This window comes from Novosphingobium sp. SG919, from assembly GCF_012932495.1.
GTDB lineage: Bacteria > Pseudomonadota > Alphaproteobacteria > Sphingomonadales > Sphingomonadaceae > Novosphingobium > Novosphingobium rhizosphaerae.
In genome coordinates this window covers 1,201,196-1,218,059 of sequence record NZ_JABCNG010000001.1, presented here as the reverse complement: position 1 = coordinate 1,218,059, position 16,864 = coordinate 1,201,196, and the positions used below count along the sequence as shown (strand labels likewise).

Below are 16,864 nucleotides of genomic sequence, written 5' to 3'. Positions count from 1 at the left end.
TAATCTCACAAGCACCAGCAACCAAGCAGATCCTCACCCGCTGCACGGAGGGTGGATGTTGGCGCGGTTTTCCTGTCGGTTAACGCCTTCTGCCCTTGCCTGCGCTTCCGCGCATTCCTTATGCCTTGCTCGCCTTTTGGAAGAGAACCGCGATGAGCCGTAGATCCCGCACCATCCGATTGCCGCCCCCATTCCTGAAGCGCGCCTGGCTGCCCACCATTTCCCAAGACGCCGAATTGGACTGGAATGCCTATCCCCTGTCGCTGCCCATCGTCCAGAACGAGGGCCTCGACCTGACATTCGAAAAGGCAATCACAATCATTGTCGGCGAGAACGGCTCGGGCAAGTCCACCATTCTGGAGGCGTTGGCCACCATGGCCGGCTTTAGCGAAAGCGGTGGTGCGGCGGGCATGCGTGCCGTTGCCCCCTCGGTCGCTTCGGGCGAAGACGGAGCGCGCCTGGGCGAGCTGCTCAAGGCAGCATGGCTGCCCCAGGTCAAGCATGGCTGGTTTTTCCGCGCCGAGAGCTTCTTTTCCGTGGCCCGCTATCTCGATGAGATGGGATCCCTGCGCGCCGGCTATCTGCGCGCGTCGCACGGCGAAGGCTTCTTCAGCTTCTTCGAAGAGCGCCTTACCGAACCGGGTCTTTTCATTCTCGACGAACCGGAATCGGCCCTGTCACCGGCAAAGCAGTTCGAGTTCCTCAAGCTGCTGCGCCAACTTCAGCGCGCCGGCACCTGCCAGATCATCATGGCCACACACTCACCCATCCTGATGGCCCTGCCAGATGCCGATCTCTGGCAACTCGACGAATTCGGCTTTCGCCCCACCGCCATCGAACAGACCGCGCACTTCAAGCTCTATCGGGAATTCGTGCTCTATCCACACGAAACCGTCGAAACGATGATCGACTGACTCAGCCGAGAGCATCTTCCGGTGGGGGAGTCTGATGCCACTTCCGCCCGAACAGCTTCTGAATACGCCGTGGGCCAGCCTGGCATTGGCCAGCCCGTAAACGGCACGCACACACCCTACGCTACGGGCAGCCCGTGTCGCCGTACAGGGCGAAGATCCGCTCAACTGCCTGATTCTTGTCAGCTTTCCAATCCACGCGGACCTGACTCCCGCAGACAAATCCGCGAACTTTGGCCTGCGCGCTACCGGTGGTGGGCAACGCTCCTCCGACCGGACGGACCAAGATCAATCCTTGTTGCTCAAGATATGCCGCCAGCGCGCGAGCGGAAGAGCCCTTGGGGAAACGAGCATCGAGCCTTTGCTGGATCATCGCGCTGCCTTGTTGAAAGGTGCTACCTTCAACCCCGGCAAACAGCGGCGTGGCGGGCAACCCTTGCTGCTTACATCCAACCGTGCCGGCAAGGAGAAAGGCGGCAAGCCCGATCTTGCCCCATGCGTGATGGTACTGTTTCATTTCGCGCTCGCCGAGATGACTTCTGTTTCCCAGCCGTCATACTCGACATCGTTCTGGCCGGCTGCGTCAACGATTGCCGGGGTGACCGCCTGAAAGCTGGAGAGATCGACCGGCATGGTGCGGGAAAGGACAATGCCGGAGCGGCCATCCAGCCATCGCTTTACCGAAAAGCCGAGCGGCCCGAGCCGGCCGGCGGTGGCTTTGAGCGCCTCTGGGCTGCCATAGAACCAGAAATCGGTACTTCGCGGTGCATGGCCGTCATCCCCCTGCTTCTCAAGAGACGCGATCACGTCTGCATCGGCGTTGAATTGATGCTCGACCTCGGTGGGCGTGACGAGCTGGATCAGGGCGGCGCGATCCGAAACCGCCGAGGTTCCGCAAGTATAGCCTTCTACCGGAAACGCAGAGAGAACGGGGGCAAGGTCGATGGGGCTTCTGTGCACGAGGATCATTCGGCGCTCGCCCTGCCCTGTCACGCTTGCCACACGAATCCCCCCAACGGCACGCAACGCAGGCTCCTCATCAAGCCTGTCTTCCAGCGGATAAAGGCGGTCGGTACCCTTTGGCATCCCTTGTCCGTTTACCGCATCAGGATCAGCACGGCACCGGACCAGGGTGACGATGCCGTTTTGCAACAACGTTTCTTTGCTTTCGTCGCGCTGTCGCGCAATCACCACAAGAGGACGACCATCTTCTGCTGTCCGTGTGTAGAGTTCCCACTTTTCCGGCGCCACGCTGACAACCTTCTGCATCGCGGCCTGTGCCGACGATGCGAACAGCGATAGGCCGATAAGCTGAGCCACCATTCTCGCAAGCACTGACTTCTCCCTGCAAAGCTCCGAGAATGGCGGGATGCGCGGTCGTTTATTGGGGCGCTAGGTCCCTACTTCCGCCCGAACAGCTTCTCGATATCCCCATGCGCCAGCTTTACCCAGGTGGGGCGGCCGTGGTTGCACTGGCCCGAGCGCGGCGTCACTTCCATTTCGCGCAGCAGGGCGTTCATTTCCGGCACCGAGAGCACGCGCCCGGCGCGGACCGAGCCGTGGCAGGCCATGGTGGCCAGGACGAGATCCAGCCGCTCGCCCAAGAGCAGCGCGTCGCCGTGCTTGGCGAGGTCGTCGGCCACGTCGCGCACCAGGGCCTGCACGTCGCCCTTGGCGAGCGCGGCGGGGACGCTGCGCACCAGCATCGCGGCCGGGCCGAAGCGTTCGAGCGCGAGGCCGAAATCAGCCAGGCGCGGCGCGGCTTCCTCCAGGCGGTCGCAGGCCGGTTCGTCGAGGTCCACCACTTCGGGCAGGAGCAGCGCCTGGGCCGGCGCGGCACCGTCCCCCGCTCCTGCGGCGCGCAGGCGCTCTAGGACCAGGCGCTCATGCGCGGCGTGCTGGTCGACGATCACCAGGCCATCGCTGGCTTCGGCCACGATATAGGTCTTGGCCACCTGGCCACGCGCCACGCCGAGCGGGTGCTCCACCGCTTCGGGCACCGGGGCTGCCGCTTCCTCGGCCCGCGCAACCGGCGGGGCCATGACACTGGCTTCATAACCACGCCAGGCTTGCCCCGCTTCGCTCAGCCGCGTCGGCTGATAGGAGGGCGCAAAGATACTGCCCTGGCGCGCCGGCTCTGGCGCCGCGGGCGGCGTGAACAGCGGCGCGGGGGATGAAACGATCGGCTCTGCCTGCCACGCCCGCATCGCCCCGGCGTCGGGCGTCTGGGCCGCGCGACGATCGCCGGTGGACAGCGCCTGGCGCAGGCCCGTCACGATCATGCCGCGCACCAGGGCGCTGTCGCGGAAGCGCACTTCGGTCTTGGCCGGGTGCACGTTGACGTCCACTTCCTCGGGCGGGACATTGAGGAACAGCGCCAGCACGGCATGGCGGTCGCGCGCCAGCATATCGGCATAGGCGCCGCGCACCGCGCCCATCAGCAGCCGGTCCTTCACCGGGCGTCCATTGACGAACAGGTATTGGTGGTCGGCCACGCCGCGGTTGTATGTGGGCAGGCCGGCGACGCCGACGAGGTGGTAATCGCCCCGCGCCAGGTCCACCGCGACGGCGTTGTCCGCCAGTTCGCGGGCCACCAGCTGCGCCACGCGCGCGGCCAGGTTGTCACCGGGTTGCACGTGCAGCGCGCGGCGCCCATCATGCTCTAGGGTAAAGCCGATGTCGGGCCGTGCCATCGCCAGGCGGCGCACCACATCCAGGCTCGAAGCCCATTCCGAACGCGGGCTGCGCAGGAACTTGCGCCGCGCCGGGATCTTGCCGAACAAGTCTTCTACCCGCACCCGCGTGCCCGGCGGCAGGGCGGCGGGCCCTTCGGCCACCAGCGCGCCGTGATCGACCACGCGTTTCCATGCCTCGCCTTGCGCCCCACTGCCATCTTCACGCCTGCGGCTTTCGATCGTGACGCGCGCGACCGAAGCGATCGAAGGCAGGGCCTCGCCACGGAAACCGAGCGTCGCCACCAGTTCGATTGCCTCGTCCGGCAACTTGGACGTGGCATGGCGTTCCAGCGCCAGGGCGATCTCTTCGGCGTGCATGCCGCAGCCATCGTCGGTCACTTCGATCAGGCCCAGGCCGCCTTCCGAAAGGCGCACGAAAATCTGCGTGGCGCCCGCGTCGATGGCGTTCTCGACCAGTTCCTTGAGCGCGCTGGCCGGGCGCTCCACCACCTCGCCCGCGGCGATGCGGTTGATCAGCGTATCGGGCAGGCGGCGTATCACGCGGGTTGTACTGGCCATGGAAGCCAACCTAGCGACGAACGTGCCCTTTTTCGAGACGGGCGGCATGACTTATCCCACGCCGCCATCGCACAAAATATTGGGTTTTACCCCCCGCTTGCGCTAATGAGCCGCCTTCCCCGGGCGCTCACTTTTGCGCATAGGCCACCAATGGCGGTGGTACCGCGCGCGAATCACACGGATTTTCTGATGGCTTCGATGTTTTCCCGATTCTTCAAGTTCGGTTCCCAGAACATTGCGATCGACCTCGGCACGGCGAACACCCTCGTCTATGTCCAGGATCGCGGCATCGTTCTCAATGAACCGTCCGTCGTTGCCATCGAAACCTTGAACGGCATCAAGAAGGTCAAGGCCGTGGGCGACGATGCCAAGATGATGATGGGCAAGACGCCCGACAGCATCGAAGCGATCCGCCCGCTGCGCGATGGCGTGATTGCCGATATCGAAGTCGCCGAAGCGATGATCAAGCACTTCATTCAGAAGGTGAACGGCAGCAAGAGCCTGCTGCGCTACCCGGAAATCGTGATCTGCGTGCCGTCGGGGTCCACGTCGGTGGAACGCCGCGCCATTCGTGACGCGGCCAGCAATGCCGGCGCCAGCCAGGTCTACCTGATCCTGGAACCCATGGCCGCCGCGATCGGCGCCGACATGCCCGTGACCGAACCGGTGGGCTCGATGGTGGTCGACATCGGCGGTGGCACCACCGAAGTGGCCGTGCTGTCGCTGCGCGGCCTGGCCTATACCACCTCGGTCCGCGTGGGCGGGGACAAGATGGACGAAGCCATCGTCAGCTATGTGCGCCGCCATCACAATCTCCTCATTGGAGAAGCCACGGCCGAGCGCATCAAGAAGGACTATGGCATCGCCACGATGCCGGCCGACGGCATCGGTGAAACCATCCACATCAAGGGCCGCGACCTGGTCAACGGCGTACCCAAGGAAATCACCATCACCCAGGCCAACGTGGCCGAAGCGCTGTCCGAACCGATCGGCGCGATCGTGGAAGGCGTGCGCATCGCGCTGGAAAACACCGCACCCGAACTGGCGGCGGACATTGTCGACCAGGGCATCGTGCTGACCGGCGGTGGCGCCCTGATCCGCGGGCTGGACGAGCACTTGCGCGAGGAAACCGGCCTGCCCGTCAGCGTGGCGGAAGATCCGCTGTCGTGCGTGGCGCTGGGCACCGGGCGCGCGATGGAAGATCCGATCTATCGCGGCGTGCTGATGACCGCCTGAGGAATGCCGATATTCGGGCCGGCGGCGCGATTGGGGCAAGCGGCGGTTCAGCCGGCCTTCATCGCGTCTCTGGCTTGGCATAGAGAAGAGTATCAGGGGTAGAATATCATGGCGCGGTCGCCTGACCGGCGCCCGGGCTTTTCGCGCAGGGCGCAATACGGGATTTTCACCGGCTACGTGATCGCCGTTCTGGGCGTCGTGGCGGGTCTCGTCGTGCTCGGCGTCTCGATGTTCAACCCGGAAGCCTTTGCCTTTGCCCGCACCACCGCCAGCGAAGTGGCGCGTCCGCTGGGCCAGGCCGGCGCGGAAACGCGCAGCGCCAGCCAGGGCGTGTTTGCCGCGATCGGCGCCTATTTCAACGCCGGCCGGCAGAACGCCGCGCTCACCCGCGAAGTGCAGGCCGCTCGCGCCGACGCGGTTACGATGCATGCGCTGCAACAGGAAAACGCCCGGCTCAAGGCGCTGCTCGGGATCGTCGATCCCGCCGTGCGCCCCGTTACCGGCGCGCGCCTGATCGGCTCCACCGCCACGTCCACCCGCCGCTTTGCCGTGCTTTCGGTGGGCAGCAACCAGGGCGTGCAAAACGGCCAGCCGGTGCGCGCGGCCGGCGGCCTGATCGGCCGCGTGGTGGAAACCGGGCCCAACACCGCACGCGTGCTGCTGGTGACCGATCCCGACAACGTGGTGCCGGTGCGCCGCGCCTCGGATGGCCTTACCGCCTTCGTGCAGGGCGGTGCCAACGGCCGGATCGAAATCCGCCTGATCAACACCGGGGTCGCCACGCTGAAAAAGGGCGATGTCTTCGTCACCTCGGGCTCGGGCGGGCTCTATCCGCCGGGCATTCCCGTGGCCGTGGCGACAGAGCCGCACCGCGATGGCGCCACCGGCCATCTCGCCAGCGACCCGTCGGACGCCGATTTCGTGGTCGTGCTACCGGCCTGGCAGGCCGGCGCCCAGGCCGCGCTGGAAGCTGCACAGAAAGCCGCGCCGCCGCCGCCCGCCGACGACGGCAATCCTTGAAGCGCGGCCGCATCGATGCCCCTCCCCTTCCTTCCCGCGCATCCCGAAGACCTCGTGCGGCGCCGCCTCAATCGCGGGCCTTCGCCCGTGGTGGCGCAAGGCCTGCCGTGGCTTTCGATCATGCTCGCCTCGATGGTCACGTTTTCGCCGGTGGTCGCCTCCGCGCCGGTGCTGCCGCCGCTCGGCTTCATGACCTTGCTCGCCTGGCGCCTGCTGCGGCCCACGCTGCTGCCGGTCTGGGCCGGGCTGCCGCTGGGCCTGTTCGACGATCTCTACAGCGGCCAGCCGTTTGGCAGCGGCATCGTGCTGTGGTCGCTCACCATGCTGGCCATGGACGTGATCGACGAGAAATTCCTGTGGCGCGGCTTTATCCAGGACTGGCTGACCGCCGCCACGCTGCTGGCGGCCTATGTCGTGCTCACGGCGTGCCTCGCCGGGTTGGCCACCGGCTATCCCTTGCCCGTCACGGTGGGGCCACAAGTGCTGCTCGCGGTGTTGCTGCACCCGGTGATCACGCGGATCGTCGCGCTGCTCGACCGGATCCGCCTGCTCCCGCTCAAAAGGCTGTGACGTGAAGCAGAAGTTGCCGCTCACCTCGGCTATCCTGACCAATCGTTTCGAGCGTCGCACGTTCGTCTTGGGCATGGCCCAGGCCAGCGTCGGCGCGCTGCTCGCCACGCGCCTTGCCTATCTCTCGATCTTCGAGAACGAGAAGTACAAGGCCGCATCGGAAAGCAATCGCGTAAACCTGTCGCTGATCCCGCCCCGGCGTGGCTGGGTGCTCGATCGCAATGGCGCGGCGCTGGCCTCCAACCGCGCCGATTTCCGGGTGGACGTCATACCCGATCGCCTGGTCGATGCCGACGATACCTTGTCCAAGCTGTCGGGCCTGCTCGGCCTGACGGCGGACAAGATCAACGACATCAAGGACAAGCTGGACAAGGCGCGCGGGTTCCAGCCGGTGGAAGTGGCGGCCAAGCTCGATTGGGACAAGTTCGCCGCGGTCAGCGTGCGCCTGCCCGAAATGCCCGGCGTGATCCCGCAGCGCGGCTATTCGCGCTATTACCCCACCGGCCCATCGGTGGGGCACCTGGTCGGCTATGTCGGCCCCGCCTCTGCCGAAGATTACGAGCGCGAGCGCAATCCGCTGCTCATCACGCCCGGCTTCAAGATCGGCAAGGACGGGCTGGAAAAGCATTTCGAAGTGCGCCTGCGCGGCGTGCCCGGCGCGCGGCGGGTGGAGGCCACCGCCTCGGGCCGCGTGGTGCGCGATCTGGGCACGCGCGAGGACGTGCCCGGCCAGCCGATCCAGCTGACCATCCTGGGCGGACTGCAGGACTATGCCGCGCGGCGCATCGGCCTGGAATCAGGCTCGGTCGTGGTGATGGATTGCGCCACGGGCGATGTGCTGGCGATGGTTTCCATGCCTTGCTACGATCCCAACAGCTTTTCCGACGGCATCGGCCGCATCGAATGGAAAATGCTGTCGGAAGACGATCACGTGCCCTTGCGCAACAAGGTGCTGCGCGGGCTCTATCCCCCCGGCTCCACGGTCAAGCCACTGGTGGCCATGGCCTTTCTTGAAGCCGGGCTCGATCCCAAGGCGTCGGTCAATTGCGCCGGCGGCCTGCGCGTGGGCAACCGTGTGTTCCACTGCTGGAACCACCACGGCCACGGCTCGACCGACATGCTCAAGGGCATCTACCAGTCTTGCGACGTCTATTTCTATCACTTCGCCCAACAGATCGGCATGGACAAGATTGCCGCCATGGCGCGGCGCCTGGGCCTGGGCCAGGAATTTCCCATGCCCTATCCGGGGCAATCCTATGGCACGGTGCCCGATCCGGCATGGAAGCTGCGGAAATACCACAAGGAATGGGCGATCTATGACACGGTGAACGCCACCATCGGCCAGGGCTACATGCTGGTAAACCCGCTGCAGCAGGCCACGATGGTGTCGCGCATCGCCTCGGGCCTGCAACTCACCCCGCGCCTGATCCTTGACAAGCACGCCGCGCCGCCGCCCTCGATGGGCTTTGCCCAAGACCATCTGGACCTGATCCACGCGGCGATGAACGAAGTGGTCAACGGGCGCGGCACGGCGGGCAAGGCGCGCATTCCGATCGAAAACGTGCTGATGGCCGGGAAGACCGGCACCGCGCAGGTCGTGGGCCTGCAACACGGCAACGGCAAGAACGTGGAATGGAAGCGGCGCGACCATGGCCACTTCATCTGCTTCGCCCCGTTCGACAAGCCGCGCTATGCCTGCGCCGTGGCGATCGAGCATGGCGGCGGTTCGCCCAGTGCCTATCCCATCGCGCGCGACGTGATGACCTACCTGTTCGATCCGGCCAAGGCGATGGCCGCGCTGGAGGAACTGGAGCAAGGCTGGGGCGGCAACGTGCAACAGCGCATGGCCACCCGCTACAATGCCTTTGCCGCGCAATATGGCACCAGCGCCCCGCGCGCGCCCGACGAAGCGCAGGCGAGCAAAGTGGTCGAAGACGAGAACAAGCCCGCGCCCGAGCCGTCCGCTGCGCAGACCGACGCCGCGCCCCCCGCCCCCGAACCCGATGCGCCCACCCCGCAGCCCACGCCCTCGCCCGGCACTGCCGGTGGCCCGGCGACGCCGGCCAACGGGGGGCAGTGACCGCCATGCGCCGCGCCTACATCCCTGCTGCCCTCTCGCGCCAGCCCTGGGGCGTTCTGCTGCCGCTGCTGATGCTGGTGCTGTTTGGCGGCGCAGTGCTCTATTCGGCCGCCGGCGGGCATTTCCAGCCATGGGCGGCCACGCACGTGGCGCGCTTCTTCGTGTTCCTGACCATGGCCATGGTGGTGGCCCGCATCCCGCAGGATTGGTTCCGCCGCGCCGCCCTGCCGGCCTATGGTGCGCTCTGCGTGCTGCTGGTGCTGGTGGAGCTGATCGGCGGCATCGGCGGGGGCAGCCAGCGCTGGCTCAACCTGGGCTTCATGACGCTGCAGCCCTCGGAACTGATGAAGCCGGGCATCGTGCTGGTGCTCGCCTGGTTCTACAGCGTGCTGCCCACGGGCGAAACGCGCACCTGGCGCGCGCTGGCGCCGCCGGCGCTGCTGGTGGGTTTCCCCGCCGCGTTCGTGATGCTGCAGCCCGACCTGGGCACCGCGCTGGCGATCTGTTTCGGCGCGGTTTGCGTGATGTTCCTGGCCGGGTTGCCCTTGCGCTGGTTCCTGGGCGCGGGCGGCGCTGGCGCGGTGATTGCCCCGCTCGCGTTCTTCTTTGCCCTGCATGACTACCAGCGCAAGCGGGTGCTGGTGTTCATGGACCCGGAAAGCGATCCGCTGGGCGCGGGCTATCACATCACCCAGTCCAAGATCGCGATCGGCTCTGGCGGCTTTTTCGGCAAGGGCTTTGGCCATGGCTCGCAAAGCCACCTGGACTACCTGCCCGAGGCGCACACCGACTTCGTGTTTGCCACCATGGCCGAGGAATGGGGCATGTTGGGCGGCCTGTTCGTCCTGCTGGTGTTCGGCCTGGTGCTGCGCTGGGGGCTGAAGGTTGCCCTGCGCGCGCCCGATCGCTTTTCCCGCCTGCTGGCCGCCGGCATGGTCGCCACGATCTTTTTCTATGCCTGCATCAACATGATGATGGTCATGGGCCTGGCGCCGGTGGTGGGCATTCCCCTGCCGTTTCTCAGCCATGGCGGCTCGTCGATGATGACCAACATGGTCTGCATCGGCACGATCATGGCGGTCGATCGGTGGAGCCGCCGGGGCGCCACCGGCCTGTCCTGATTCTCCACAGGGCTTTTGCCAAAAAAGTTGAAATTGGGGCTTGGCAGCGAGCGAGAAAACGCTATTGGGGCCGCTCCCGGGCGGCGACGGTCGCTCGGGAACCCGGACGCATAGCTCAGTTGGTAGAGCAGCTGACTCTTAATCAGCGGGTCCTAGGTTCGAGCCCTAGTGCGTCCACCACTCCTTTTTCCGGTGCGCCAACACCGGCCTGCGCAAACCGCAGGTGTGGACGCATAGCTCAGTTGGTAGAGCAGCTGACTCTTAATCAGCGGGTCCTTGGTTCGAGCCCAAGTGCGTCCACCACCTTTTCAAGCACTTAGCGCCGATTACGCCGTTTTCGCCCAAGGCGAATTCGGCCCGCGTAATCGCCACGTAATCGGTTTTCGGGGTGCGCTGGCGTATCCTCGCGTGCTCTGGCGCAGAAAAATATCCTCAGGAAATTTTCTCCGCACGGCGGTCGATGATGCGTCTTGGCTGCGCAAATGCCCTCAAAATGCCCCGCGTAATCGCTGCGTAATCGCTCCGCGTAATCGCTGCGTAATCGCTCCGCGTAATCGCCACGTAATCACAGGGGTCCCTTTGGCGGCCCCAATGCCTTGCAGCGAGGGTATCGGCACCCGATCCGCAGCGCTGCTAGGCAAGGCGCATGACCAAACTGATTCGGTGCCGTGGCGCGCTGTCAGAGATCGCCAATCACTTCTCTGCGACCCCGTCTGCTGCGCTCAGGTGGACGCCGACCATCTGGCCGGGCGAGGATGTCCTCGTTACGACCAATGCGCCGGGCGGCCCGCAGATCGAACTGGCTCGATGGCGGCTCCCGGCGTCATGCTTCACCAGCGCTGAACCGGCTGATCGACGAAGCAATCTGTTCGCGCGCGATCTCGTGCCAGGAGCCGGTCGCCTGCTTGACGCGGACGGCCTCGTCCGCTGTCTGATCATCGTGGAAGATGTCGCCTATCCTTCCAGAGACCGGGATGCTGTCACGCGAACCTGGGTTGGCGCCTGGGATGAACCCTATCTCGCTTGGGCAGGGGTTTGCGCGCCTTCGGCAAGTAAGCTCCATTGCGCGGGCCTTCTCGTTCCGGCCACCGGGCTGGTCGCGCAAGCCGCCGCGAACATGCCCTATTTCCTGCCACGGGCGAGTTGGGCCAGCTGGCTCGCGGGCGACCCCGGGCACGCGATTCCAGCGCACTTCGAGGATCAGGCCTACTATCTCGAACCGTCAGACGAGGATTGGTCGTCAGGCCGAACACTGGATGAACTTCGCGAGAAAGGGCGAGACCGGGGTTTAGCCCTCTGACATCAAAAGGAATGGGCCGCCGCGCCAGGGGACACGCGGCGGCCCGCAGGGGCCTGACCGGGGGCTAGGCAGACCCCCGCTATTCAGCGCCCAAAGCTGATCGTGCTGATTGCATAGTTGCCCACCGCCTGAGCGGTCACGGCGTTGCCCGCGAACGTGGCGCGCGAGCCGGTCATGGCGGCGGGAGTGAGCGTCAGAGCTGCACCGGCAACGGCGGTTACGGACGCCGTGTTGACCTGATTGTTAACGATCCCGGCCGCTGGGAACGCTGTTGCCGACGTGAGCGTGATGTTGTTGGCGGCCGAGTTGCCGTAGGCAGTCGCCGTGGCGATGTTGCCAGTCACGTCGACCGCGCTACCCGCGAGATTGCCGGTCGGCGTAGTGAGCGAGGCATTGCGGACCAGGGCCGATGAAGACACGGCGCCAGCGTTCATTTGCGCATTCGAAAGGACAGCTGGCCCCGCGCCGCTGTTCAGTGGTCCGGTGGTGACGGACGCCAGGTCGGGCAGGCAATCGTAGCCAGTGGCACCCGAGAGCGTCATGGCGTTGGACGAACCATTCCCCGTCGCCTGTGCGATCGCCGAGTTTGCCGAAATGCCGCTTTGCGAGCCCGAAAGCGCGCCTGTGCCACCTGCATCGAGACGTGCAGTCGCCCCAACAGCGGCCATGCTCGACTGGGAGTTCACAAGGGCCACGGAAGCGGCCGGCGCGACTGCACTGACCATTGCCAGCGAGTTCGATGCCGAATTGGCGGCAGCCGAAGCCTGTGCGGTGTTTCCGTTCAGCACCAGCGATGCGCCATCGAGCGGTCCGTTGGTGCCAATAGCGCCGATGGACGACGAAGCCGATACGCTGCCAGTAGCCGATTGGGTATTGGCCAGGACATGGTCACCCATGGCCTGGGGCGGCGCTCCTGCGCTGTTCTCGACGAACGCCGGGAGATTGCTCAGCGGTCCGATGAGCGCCGCATCAATGGAAAGCGCGTTCGATGCGCTGTTCATGCGCGCAAAGGCGATGCTGCTGTTGCCGGCGATTTCCGCCGAGGAGCTGGTCAGTCCGGCCGGCACCGAAAGAACCATGTCCGAGACGGCCATGATCTCGGCCCGCGCGCTCTGCGTCGAAGCGAGAGCGGAACCCGTCGCGCCCTCGCCCGGCGCGCCGAGCCATGCCGACTTGAGCGCAAGCGCGTTCGACACGGTATTGCCGGTAGCCGATGCAGTCTGGCCGTTGTCACGCACCGCGAACGAAGAACCGGTATTCGGCCCACCGGAGGTTGCCCCGAATGCGCCATGAACCTCAGCACTGATGACAGCCGGCAACTGATAGCCTCCCAGGATTTCCTGGGTGCTTGCAAGCGCGAAGTCGCCGGCGGCGCCCAGCCCCTCGGCAAGGCTGCCGGCCTGTGCGTTCGAATGACCACTGGTGCTGACCAGGCGCGCGCCCTCGACGCTGAGCGCGTTCGTCGCACTGTTCTGGTTCGCGCTCGCCGTGAGCTCATTGCCCAGGACTGCGACCGTGCTATCGTCGATCGCCCCTCTCGTCCAAGCGGTAAAGCCGCTGCGGTTTGTCGTCGATCCGATCGTGGCCGAGATGGATCCAAGTCCAAGCTGCAGGTTGTTGAGGTCTGCCGACGAGCCGACGGTCGAACCCGAGATGCCGAGATCATTCGATGCGCGGCTTCCGCTCGCACTGAGGGTGACCGCATTGTCCGAGAGATCGAGCGCCGATCCTGAAAGCGTACCGCCAACCGAGAGGCTGTTCAACCACTGCTCCTGCGACGCGGCAATCAGGCCCTGATTGATCTGCACGTTCTGAACGCTGAGAGGCGCGGAGACGGTCATGTCACCAAGCTGAGTGACGGCGGCCGTGCCGATCACCGGCGGAATTCCGGGGCCATGGCCGCCCCCTTCCCCGCCGCTGCCCTGGCCAGGCATCAGGGATGCGGCGGTCACCGTCAGCCGATTGCCATCTGCCTGATTGCCCGTGGCTGCAGCGGTGACCGAGTTTCCGGACAGCGAGGCTGTCGATCCGGCGAGATCGGATTGGACCACCGAACGCGGTCCCTGGCCGGCCCGCGCGCTGACCGCAACGGCATTCACCAATTGCATATTGGTGACATTGGCGGTCCCTCCCCCGGTGTTGTCCGTCGCGATCGTCGGGGCATTGAGGGAGAGGCTGTTGTTGACACGGTTGCCATAGCTGCCGGCAGCCAGCTGGTTCGCGTTATTCACGATCGACGAGCCACTCGCAGCGCCGTCGATCTGCACCAAGGCATTTCCGGCATTCTTTGCCGTAACGGTTCCGTCCAGCCGCTGGTTCGAGAGGACGCCGAACTGCGCATGCACTTCCCCTTCATTCGAGCCAGTATCGACCGTCGACGGCGGACCGCCTGCGCCAACACCCCCCACAGCGACAGCATTCACCGACAAGGCGTTCGCGGCATTGTTGCCATGAGCAAGCGCTCGAGTGCTGTTGCCGGAAATCTCGACGCTTGAGTCTGTAAGCGCATTGGCGGAGAGGCGAAGGTCACCAAACTGCACAGCTCTCACCCTCGACGCATCGGTGATCGACTGGTCGTTGACGATCCCGGCGCTGAGGCCAGAGGACAGATTGGTGAGCGAGAGCGCGGACGAGGCTTCGTTGCCGGTGCCGCCAGACTCCAGAATGCTGGCATCCACATGGACCGAACTGTTCGAGACATTGGTCAAGGCCGCGCCAAGGCGGGTCGGCGAACCGGCACCGCCAATCTTGCCGACGACGGCAGTTCCTTGAGCCTGCTGGCGGGACGCGATGACGATCCCGCCACTGGCACTGGTGCCCGACCATCCAGTCGAAAGAACGGCTGCCTCCGACTCGAGTGAGCCCGTGGTATCCGGCTCCCATGTCGCAGCCGCGACGTTGGCACGCGCATTTGCGCGCAGGACATTGTCGGAGACCTGCAGCGTGCTACCGTCCGCTGCTCCCTGAAGCTCAGCCTGAGGGCCGGCGACGATCGATTTGACCGATGCATCCGACTGGTGCTGGTCGCTTGCGAGGATCGTGTTGCCATCAGCCTGTACCACAGGCGGCGCAGGCTGGGCCGCGACGGTCGCGGCGGTGCAGATGTTCAGCGCCGTTGCTGCGGCACCAAGCAGAAGCTGATGGCGGCGGATGCGCCTGGCGTGGATTCGGGAAGTCATGGCAGTGGTCCTTTCAGGTGGGGGAACTTGGTGGGGTAAAATTGCGGGCGTGCCGGGCATCAGCCGATGCGCAGCTGGGCCAGGCGCAGCAGCCCGGCGCCGTCAGACGGAAGCGATGTGTCGGCAGGCGCGGGACGCCAGGTGATCGTGAGGGTCGCGGGATCGATGCCCCGACGCGCGAACGCCGCGGTCAGTGCGGCGAGCCGTCTGTCCGTCAGGGCTGTTCGTTTCGCAGGATCGATCGTCTCGGTGTCCCGCGCCAACAGCGTCACGGATACTGGTCCCCGCGCTGCGTCTGCCGCGATCCGCTCGACGAGTGCCGAAGCTGCGCCGCTCAGCGCGTCAGATCCGACCTCGAAGACAATGCGGACATCGGCCCCAAGTGGCGCGGCTGCGGATGGCAATCCGTTGAACGGATCCCCGGTTGCAGGCAATCTCGACGCCACCGGCAGTCCCGTGTCCGCCGGCGATGTGGCAGCGGTCTCAGCCCAACCCGACTTGGCGAGGCACGGCCCCACGTCGATCCGGGCAACCGCGCCGAGGAGCCGCACGGTCGCCTCTTCCAGAGCCGTGCGGATACCAAGCTGGAGCGGCTCCTGGCCTTTGGCCCCGATGTTGATGTCGAAGAGGTCGGAGCCGAAGAACCGGAAGATGCCGAAGCCAGTCTCATAGCCGGTGAACTGCTTGGTGAGGCTCACGGTTCGGACCACCAGCAATGATCGCGTATCGACGATCCGGAGGTCCACGGCGACCGACTGTGTGTAGGTCCGGTGCTTGGGGCCGATCGAGCCCACGCCGGTCTGAAGGCCACCGGATCGGATATCGTAGTTCAGTTCGGTGATGCCGCCGACGATGTAGTAGTCGGAGGCGGCAATGCTGCCACCATAGTAGGGCAGCCAGGGCACGGTCTGCTTCCCCGACGCCCCTGCCAGATCATGCACTGTACCGTCACCGAGCTGGCGCCGATCCGTGTAGCCAAGCTCCCGCTCCGCGATCGTGGGATCGAACCGCTCGGCAATACGGACGCGGCCTTCGAGTTTGCCGAGCGCAGAGGCGACCATGAGCGCTCCGCCCTGGGTGACGGCGTTGCCTTCACTGACGGAGTATTTGCCGGTGTAGTCGCGGATATCGCCAACGGCGACGATCAAGGGTTTGTGAGGCAAACCTGGAAGCTGTCCCGCGACGCAAGACAGCGGGGCGTCCATCGGCGTCCGGTTCGCTCGAACAGGGGGGCCGATCAGCATTTTGGCCTCGCCCTGCGCGAAGGAAAGGCCTTGCATGCTGGTGCAGCCTGCAAGTGCGGCGCTTGCCAGCATAGCCACGACAGCCGAGCTCTTGCGCCTTGAATTGCGCGCGTCGTCGCGGCGCATCAGTTGAGCGCCCCAAAGGAGCAGCCGGTTGAACCTGTCACGTTGGCCGTCTGCACGCCTGTATTGGTCTGGGTTGCGTTGATGGCCTGATAGGGACTGCCGTTGATCGCGGCTCCGACATCGCCGCTTGCCGAGGCATTGACGGTGCCGCTGTTTGTCTGACCGCTCGATGTGGTGCCACCGCGGCCATTCTCGGCGTCGTTCGCGTTACCTTGGGAAGATGAGCTGGGGCCGCCAAGGGTCGGCGAGTTGGCGAGCGCGGTCTGGGCTGACGAATTGCCCAGCGCGGTCGCGGTGATGCCGCAGTTGAACTGGCGCTCGATCGTGGTCGTATAGGCCGGGGCTGCGTAGCCACCAGCCCGTTTGCGTTCGATCGCATCGAGCACAAGAGTCAGATTGGCCAGGTCTGTTGGCGAACGAAACTGCCATGCGCCGTTCTCGCCGAGGTTGTTGGCTGCTGCGGGAAGTGGCTGCGCGAGCAAGATGGCCGCGATGCCTGCTTGGAAAAATGGCTTTGGCATAGGTTGGTCCCCTCACCGGGACGAGAGGCGCCCGGCTGTCGAGGACGATCAAGAGACGCAAATTTCCGGCGCGAGCAACAGGACTTCGCGGCTGTCGCAGGCTGGCGTGCAAAGACAGGCTGCAGCGTAGACGGCGGATTCAACCGACGCGCCGGACACCCGGTTTGATCTCATGGCCGCGCCGATTCGGCGGTGCGAGCATCGATCCATCAGGCACCCGCCTGTCCTGAAGCGCTCGGCGATCCTGGAAATCCGACGTCAGCCGCGTGCTCCCTGCGACGCTCAGGCAAGCGCCGCCGATT

The 16,864-nt window shown here is 65.4% G+C and carries 13 protein-coding genes and 2 tRNA genes; 9 read left to right on the top strand and 6 right to left on the bottom strand.

The window, feature by feature from the left end:
• The first annotated feature begins 152 nt into the window (after nucleotides 1-152).
• A complete protein-coding gene (locus tag FHT19_RS05435) occupies nucleotides 153-914 on the top strand; it encodes an AAA family ATPase (RefSeq protein ID WP_168554603.1) in 762 nt (253 codons plus the stop codon).
• A 121-nt stretch (nucleotides 915-1,035) separates the two neighbouring features.
• Here FHT19_RS05435 and FHT19_RS05430 read toward each other — a convergent pair whose 3' ends face one another.
• From FHT19_RS05430 to mutL, 3 genes are all read right to left on the bottom strand, one after another.
• Nucleotides 1,036-1,428, bottom strand: coding sequence for a hypothetical protein (locus FHT19_RS05430; protein ID WP_169474217.1), 393 nt, complete (start codon nucleotides 1,426-1,428; stop codon nucleotides 1,036-1,038).
• Nucleotides 1,425-2,234, bottom strand: coding sequence for a ribonuclease E inhibitor RraB (locus FHT19_RS05425; protein WP_169474216.1), 810 nt, complete (start codon nucleotides 2,232-2,234; stop codon nucleotides 1,425-1,427). Before FHT19_RS05425 ends, FHT19_RS05430 begins: the two co-directional genes overlap by 4 nt.
• Before the next feature lie 77 nt (nucleotides 2,235-2,311).
• Nucleotides 2,312-4,165, bottom strand: a complete 1,854-nt coding sequence (gene mutL, locus FHT19_RS05420) for a DNA mismatch repair endonuclease MutL (RefSeq protein ID WP_169474215.1) — start codon at nucleotides 4,163-4,165, stop codon at nucleotides 2,312-2,314.
• A 189-nt stretch (nucleotides 4,166-4,354) separates the two neighbouring features.
• On the opposite strand from mutL, the gene FHT19_RS05415 reads away from it, so the two are divergent.
• The 8 genes from FHT19_RS05415 to FHT19_RS05380 all read left to right on the top strand — a co-directional run bounded on the left by FHT19_RS05415 (nucleotide 4,355) and on the right by FHT19_RS05380 (nucleotide 11,492).
• Entirely contained in the window at nucleotides 4,355-5,401 is a 1,047-nt protein-coding gene (locus tag FHT19_RS05415) for a rod shape-determining protein (RefSeq protein WP_168554599.1), read from the top strand.
• A gap of 108 nt (nucleotides 5,402-5,509) precedes the next feature.
• Nucleotides 5,510-6,421, top strand: coding sequence for a rod shape-determining protein MreC (gene mreC, locus FHT19_RS05410; protein WP_168554598.1), 912 nt, complete (start codon nucleotides 5,510-5,512; stop codon nucleotides 6,419-6,421).
• 15 nt (nucleotides 6,422-6,436) lie between these two features.
• Complete coding sequence (gene mreD, locus FHT19_RS05405; RefSeq protein ID WP_169474214.1) at nucleotides 6,437-6,991, top strand: rod shape-determining protein MreD; 555 nt, start codon at nucleotides 6,437-6,439, stop codon at nucleotides 6,989-6,991.
• A gap of 1 nt (nucleotide 6,992) precedes the next feature.
• A complete protein-coding gene (gene mrdA / locus FHT19_RS05400; RefSeq protein WP_169474213.1) occupies nucleotides 6,993-9,071 on the top strand; it encodes a penicillin-binding protein 2 in 2,079 nt (692 codons plus the stop codon).
• A gap of 5 nt (nucleotides 9,072-9,076) precedes the next feature.
• Complete coding sequence (rodA, locus tag FHT19_RS05395; protein ID WP_168555473.1) at nucleotides 9,077-10,192, top strand: rod shape-determining protein RodA; 1,116 nt, start codon at nucleotides 9,077-9,079, stop codon at nucleotides 10,190-10,192.
• A gap of 104 nt (nucleotides 10,193-10,296) precedes the next feature.
• Nucleotides 10,297-10,372, top strand: a tRNA-Lys gene (locus tag FHT19_RS05390).
• A gap of 47 nt (nucleotides 10,373-10,419) precedes the next feature.
• Nucleotides 10,420-10,495: transfer RNA gene (locus FHT19_RS05385), tRNA-Lys, on the top strand.
• Nucleotides 10,496-10,838: 343 nt separating this feature from the next.
• Nucleotides 10,839-11,492 carry a hypothetical protein gene (locus tag FHT19_RS05380; RefSeq protein WP_169474212.1) on the top strand — a complete coding sequence of 218 codons (654 nt, stop codon included), beginning with the start codon at nucleotides 10,839-10,841 and terminating at the stop codon, nucleotides 11,490-11,492.
• 83 nt (nucleotides 11,493-11,575) lie between these two features.
• Here the strand turns inward: FHT19_RS05380 and FHT19_RS05375 are convergent, their stop codons facing one another.
• The 3 genes from FHT19_RS05375 to FHT19_RS05365 are packed head-to-tail and all read right to left on the bottom strand — an operon-like array spanning nucleotide 11,576 to nucleotide 16,562.
• The gene (locus tag FHT19_RS05375; protein WP_169474211.1) at nucleotides 11,576-14,671 is read right to left on the bottom strand and encodes a hypothetical protein; all 3,096 of its coding nucleotides are present in this window, start codon (nucleotides 14,669-14,671) and stop codon (nucleotides 11,576-11,578) included.
• Between the two features lie 59 nt (nucleotides 14,672-14,730).
• On the bottom strand, nucleotides 14,731-16,041 hold the full coding sequence (locus FHT19_RS05370) for a CsgG/HfaB family protein (protein WP_169474210.1): 1,311 nt from the start codon (nucleotides 16,039-16,041) through the stop codon (nucleotides 14,731-14,733).
• A complete protein-coding gene (locus FHT19_RS05365) occupies nucleotides 16,041-16,562 on the bottom strand; it encodes a hypothetical protein (RefSeq protein ID WP_169474209.1) in 522 nt (173 codons plus the stop codon). The genes FHT19_RS05370 and FHT19_RS05365 overlap by 1 nt, the downstream gene beginning before the upstream one ends.
• Nucleotides 16,563-16,864: the final 302 nt, after the last annotated feature.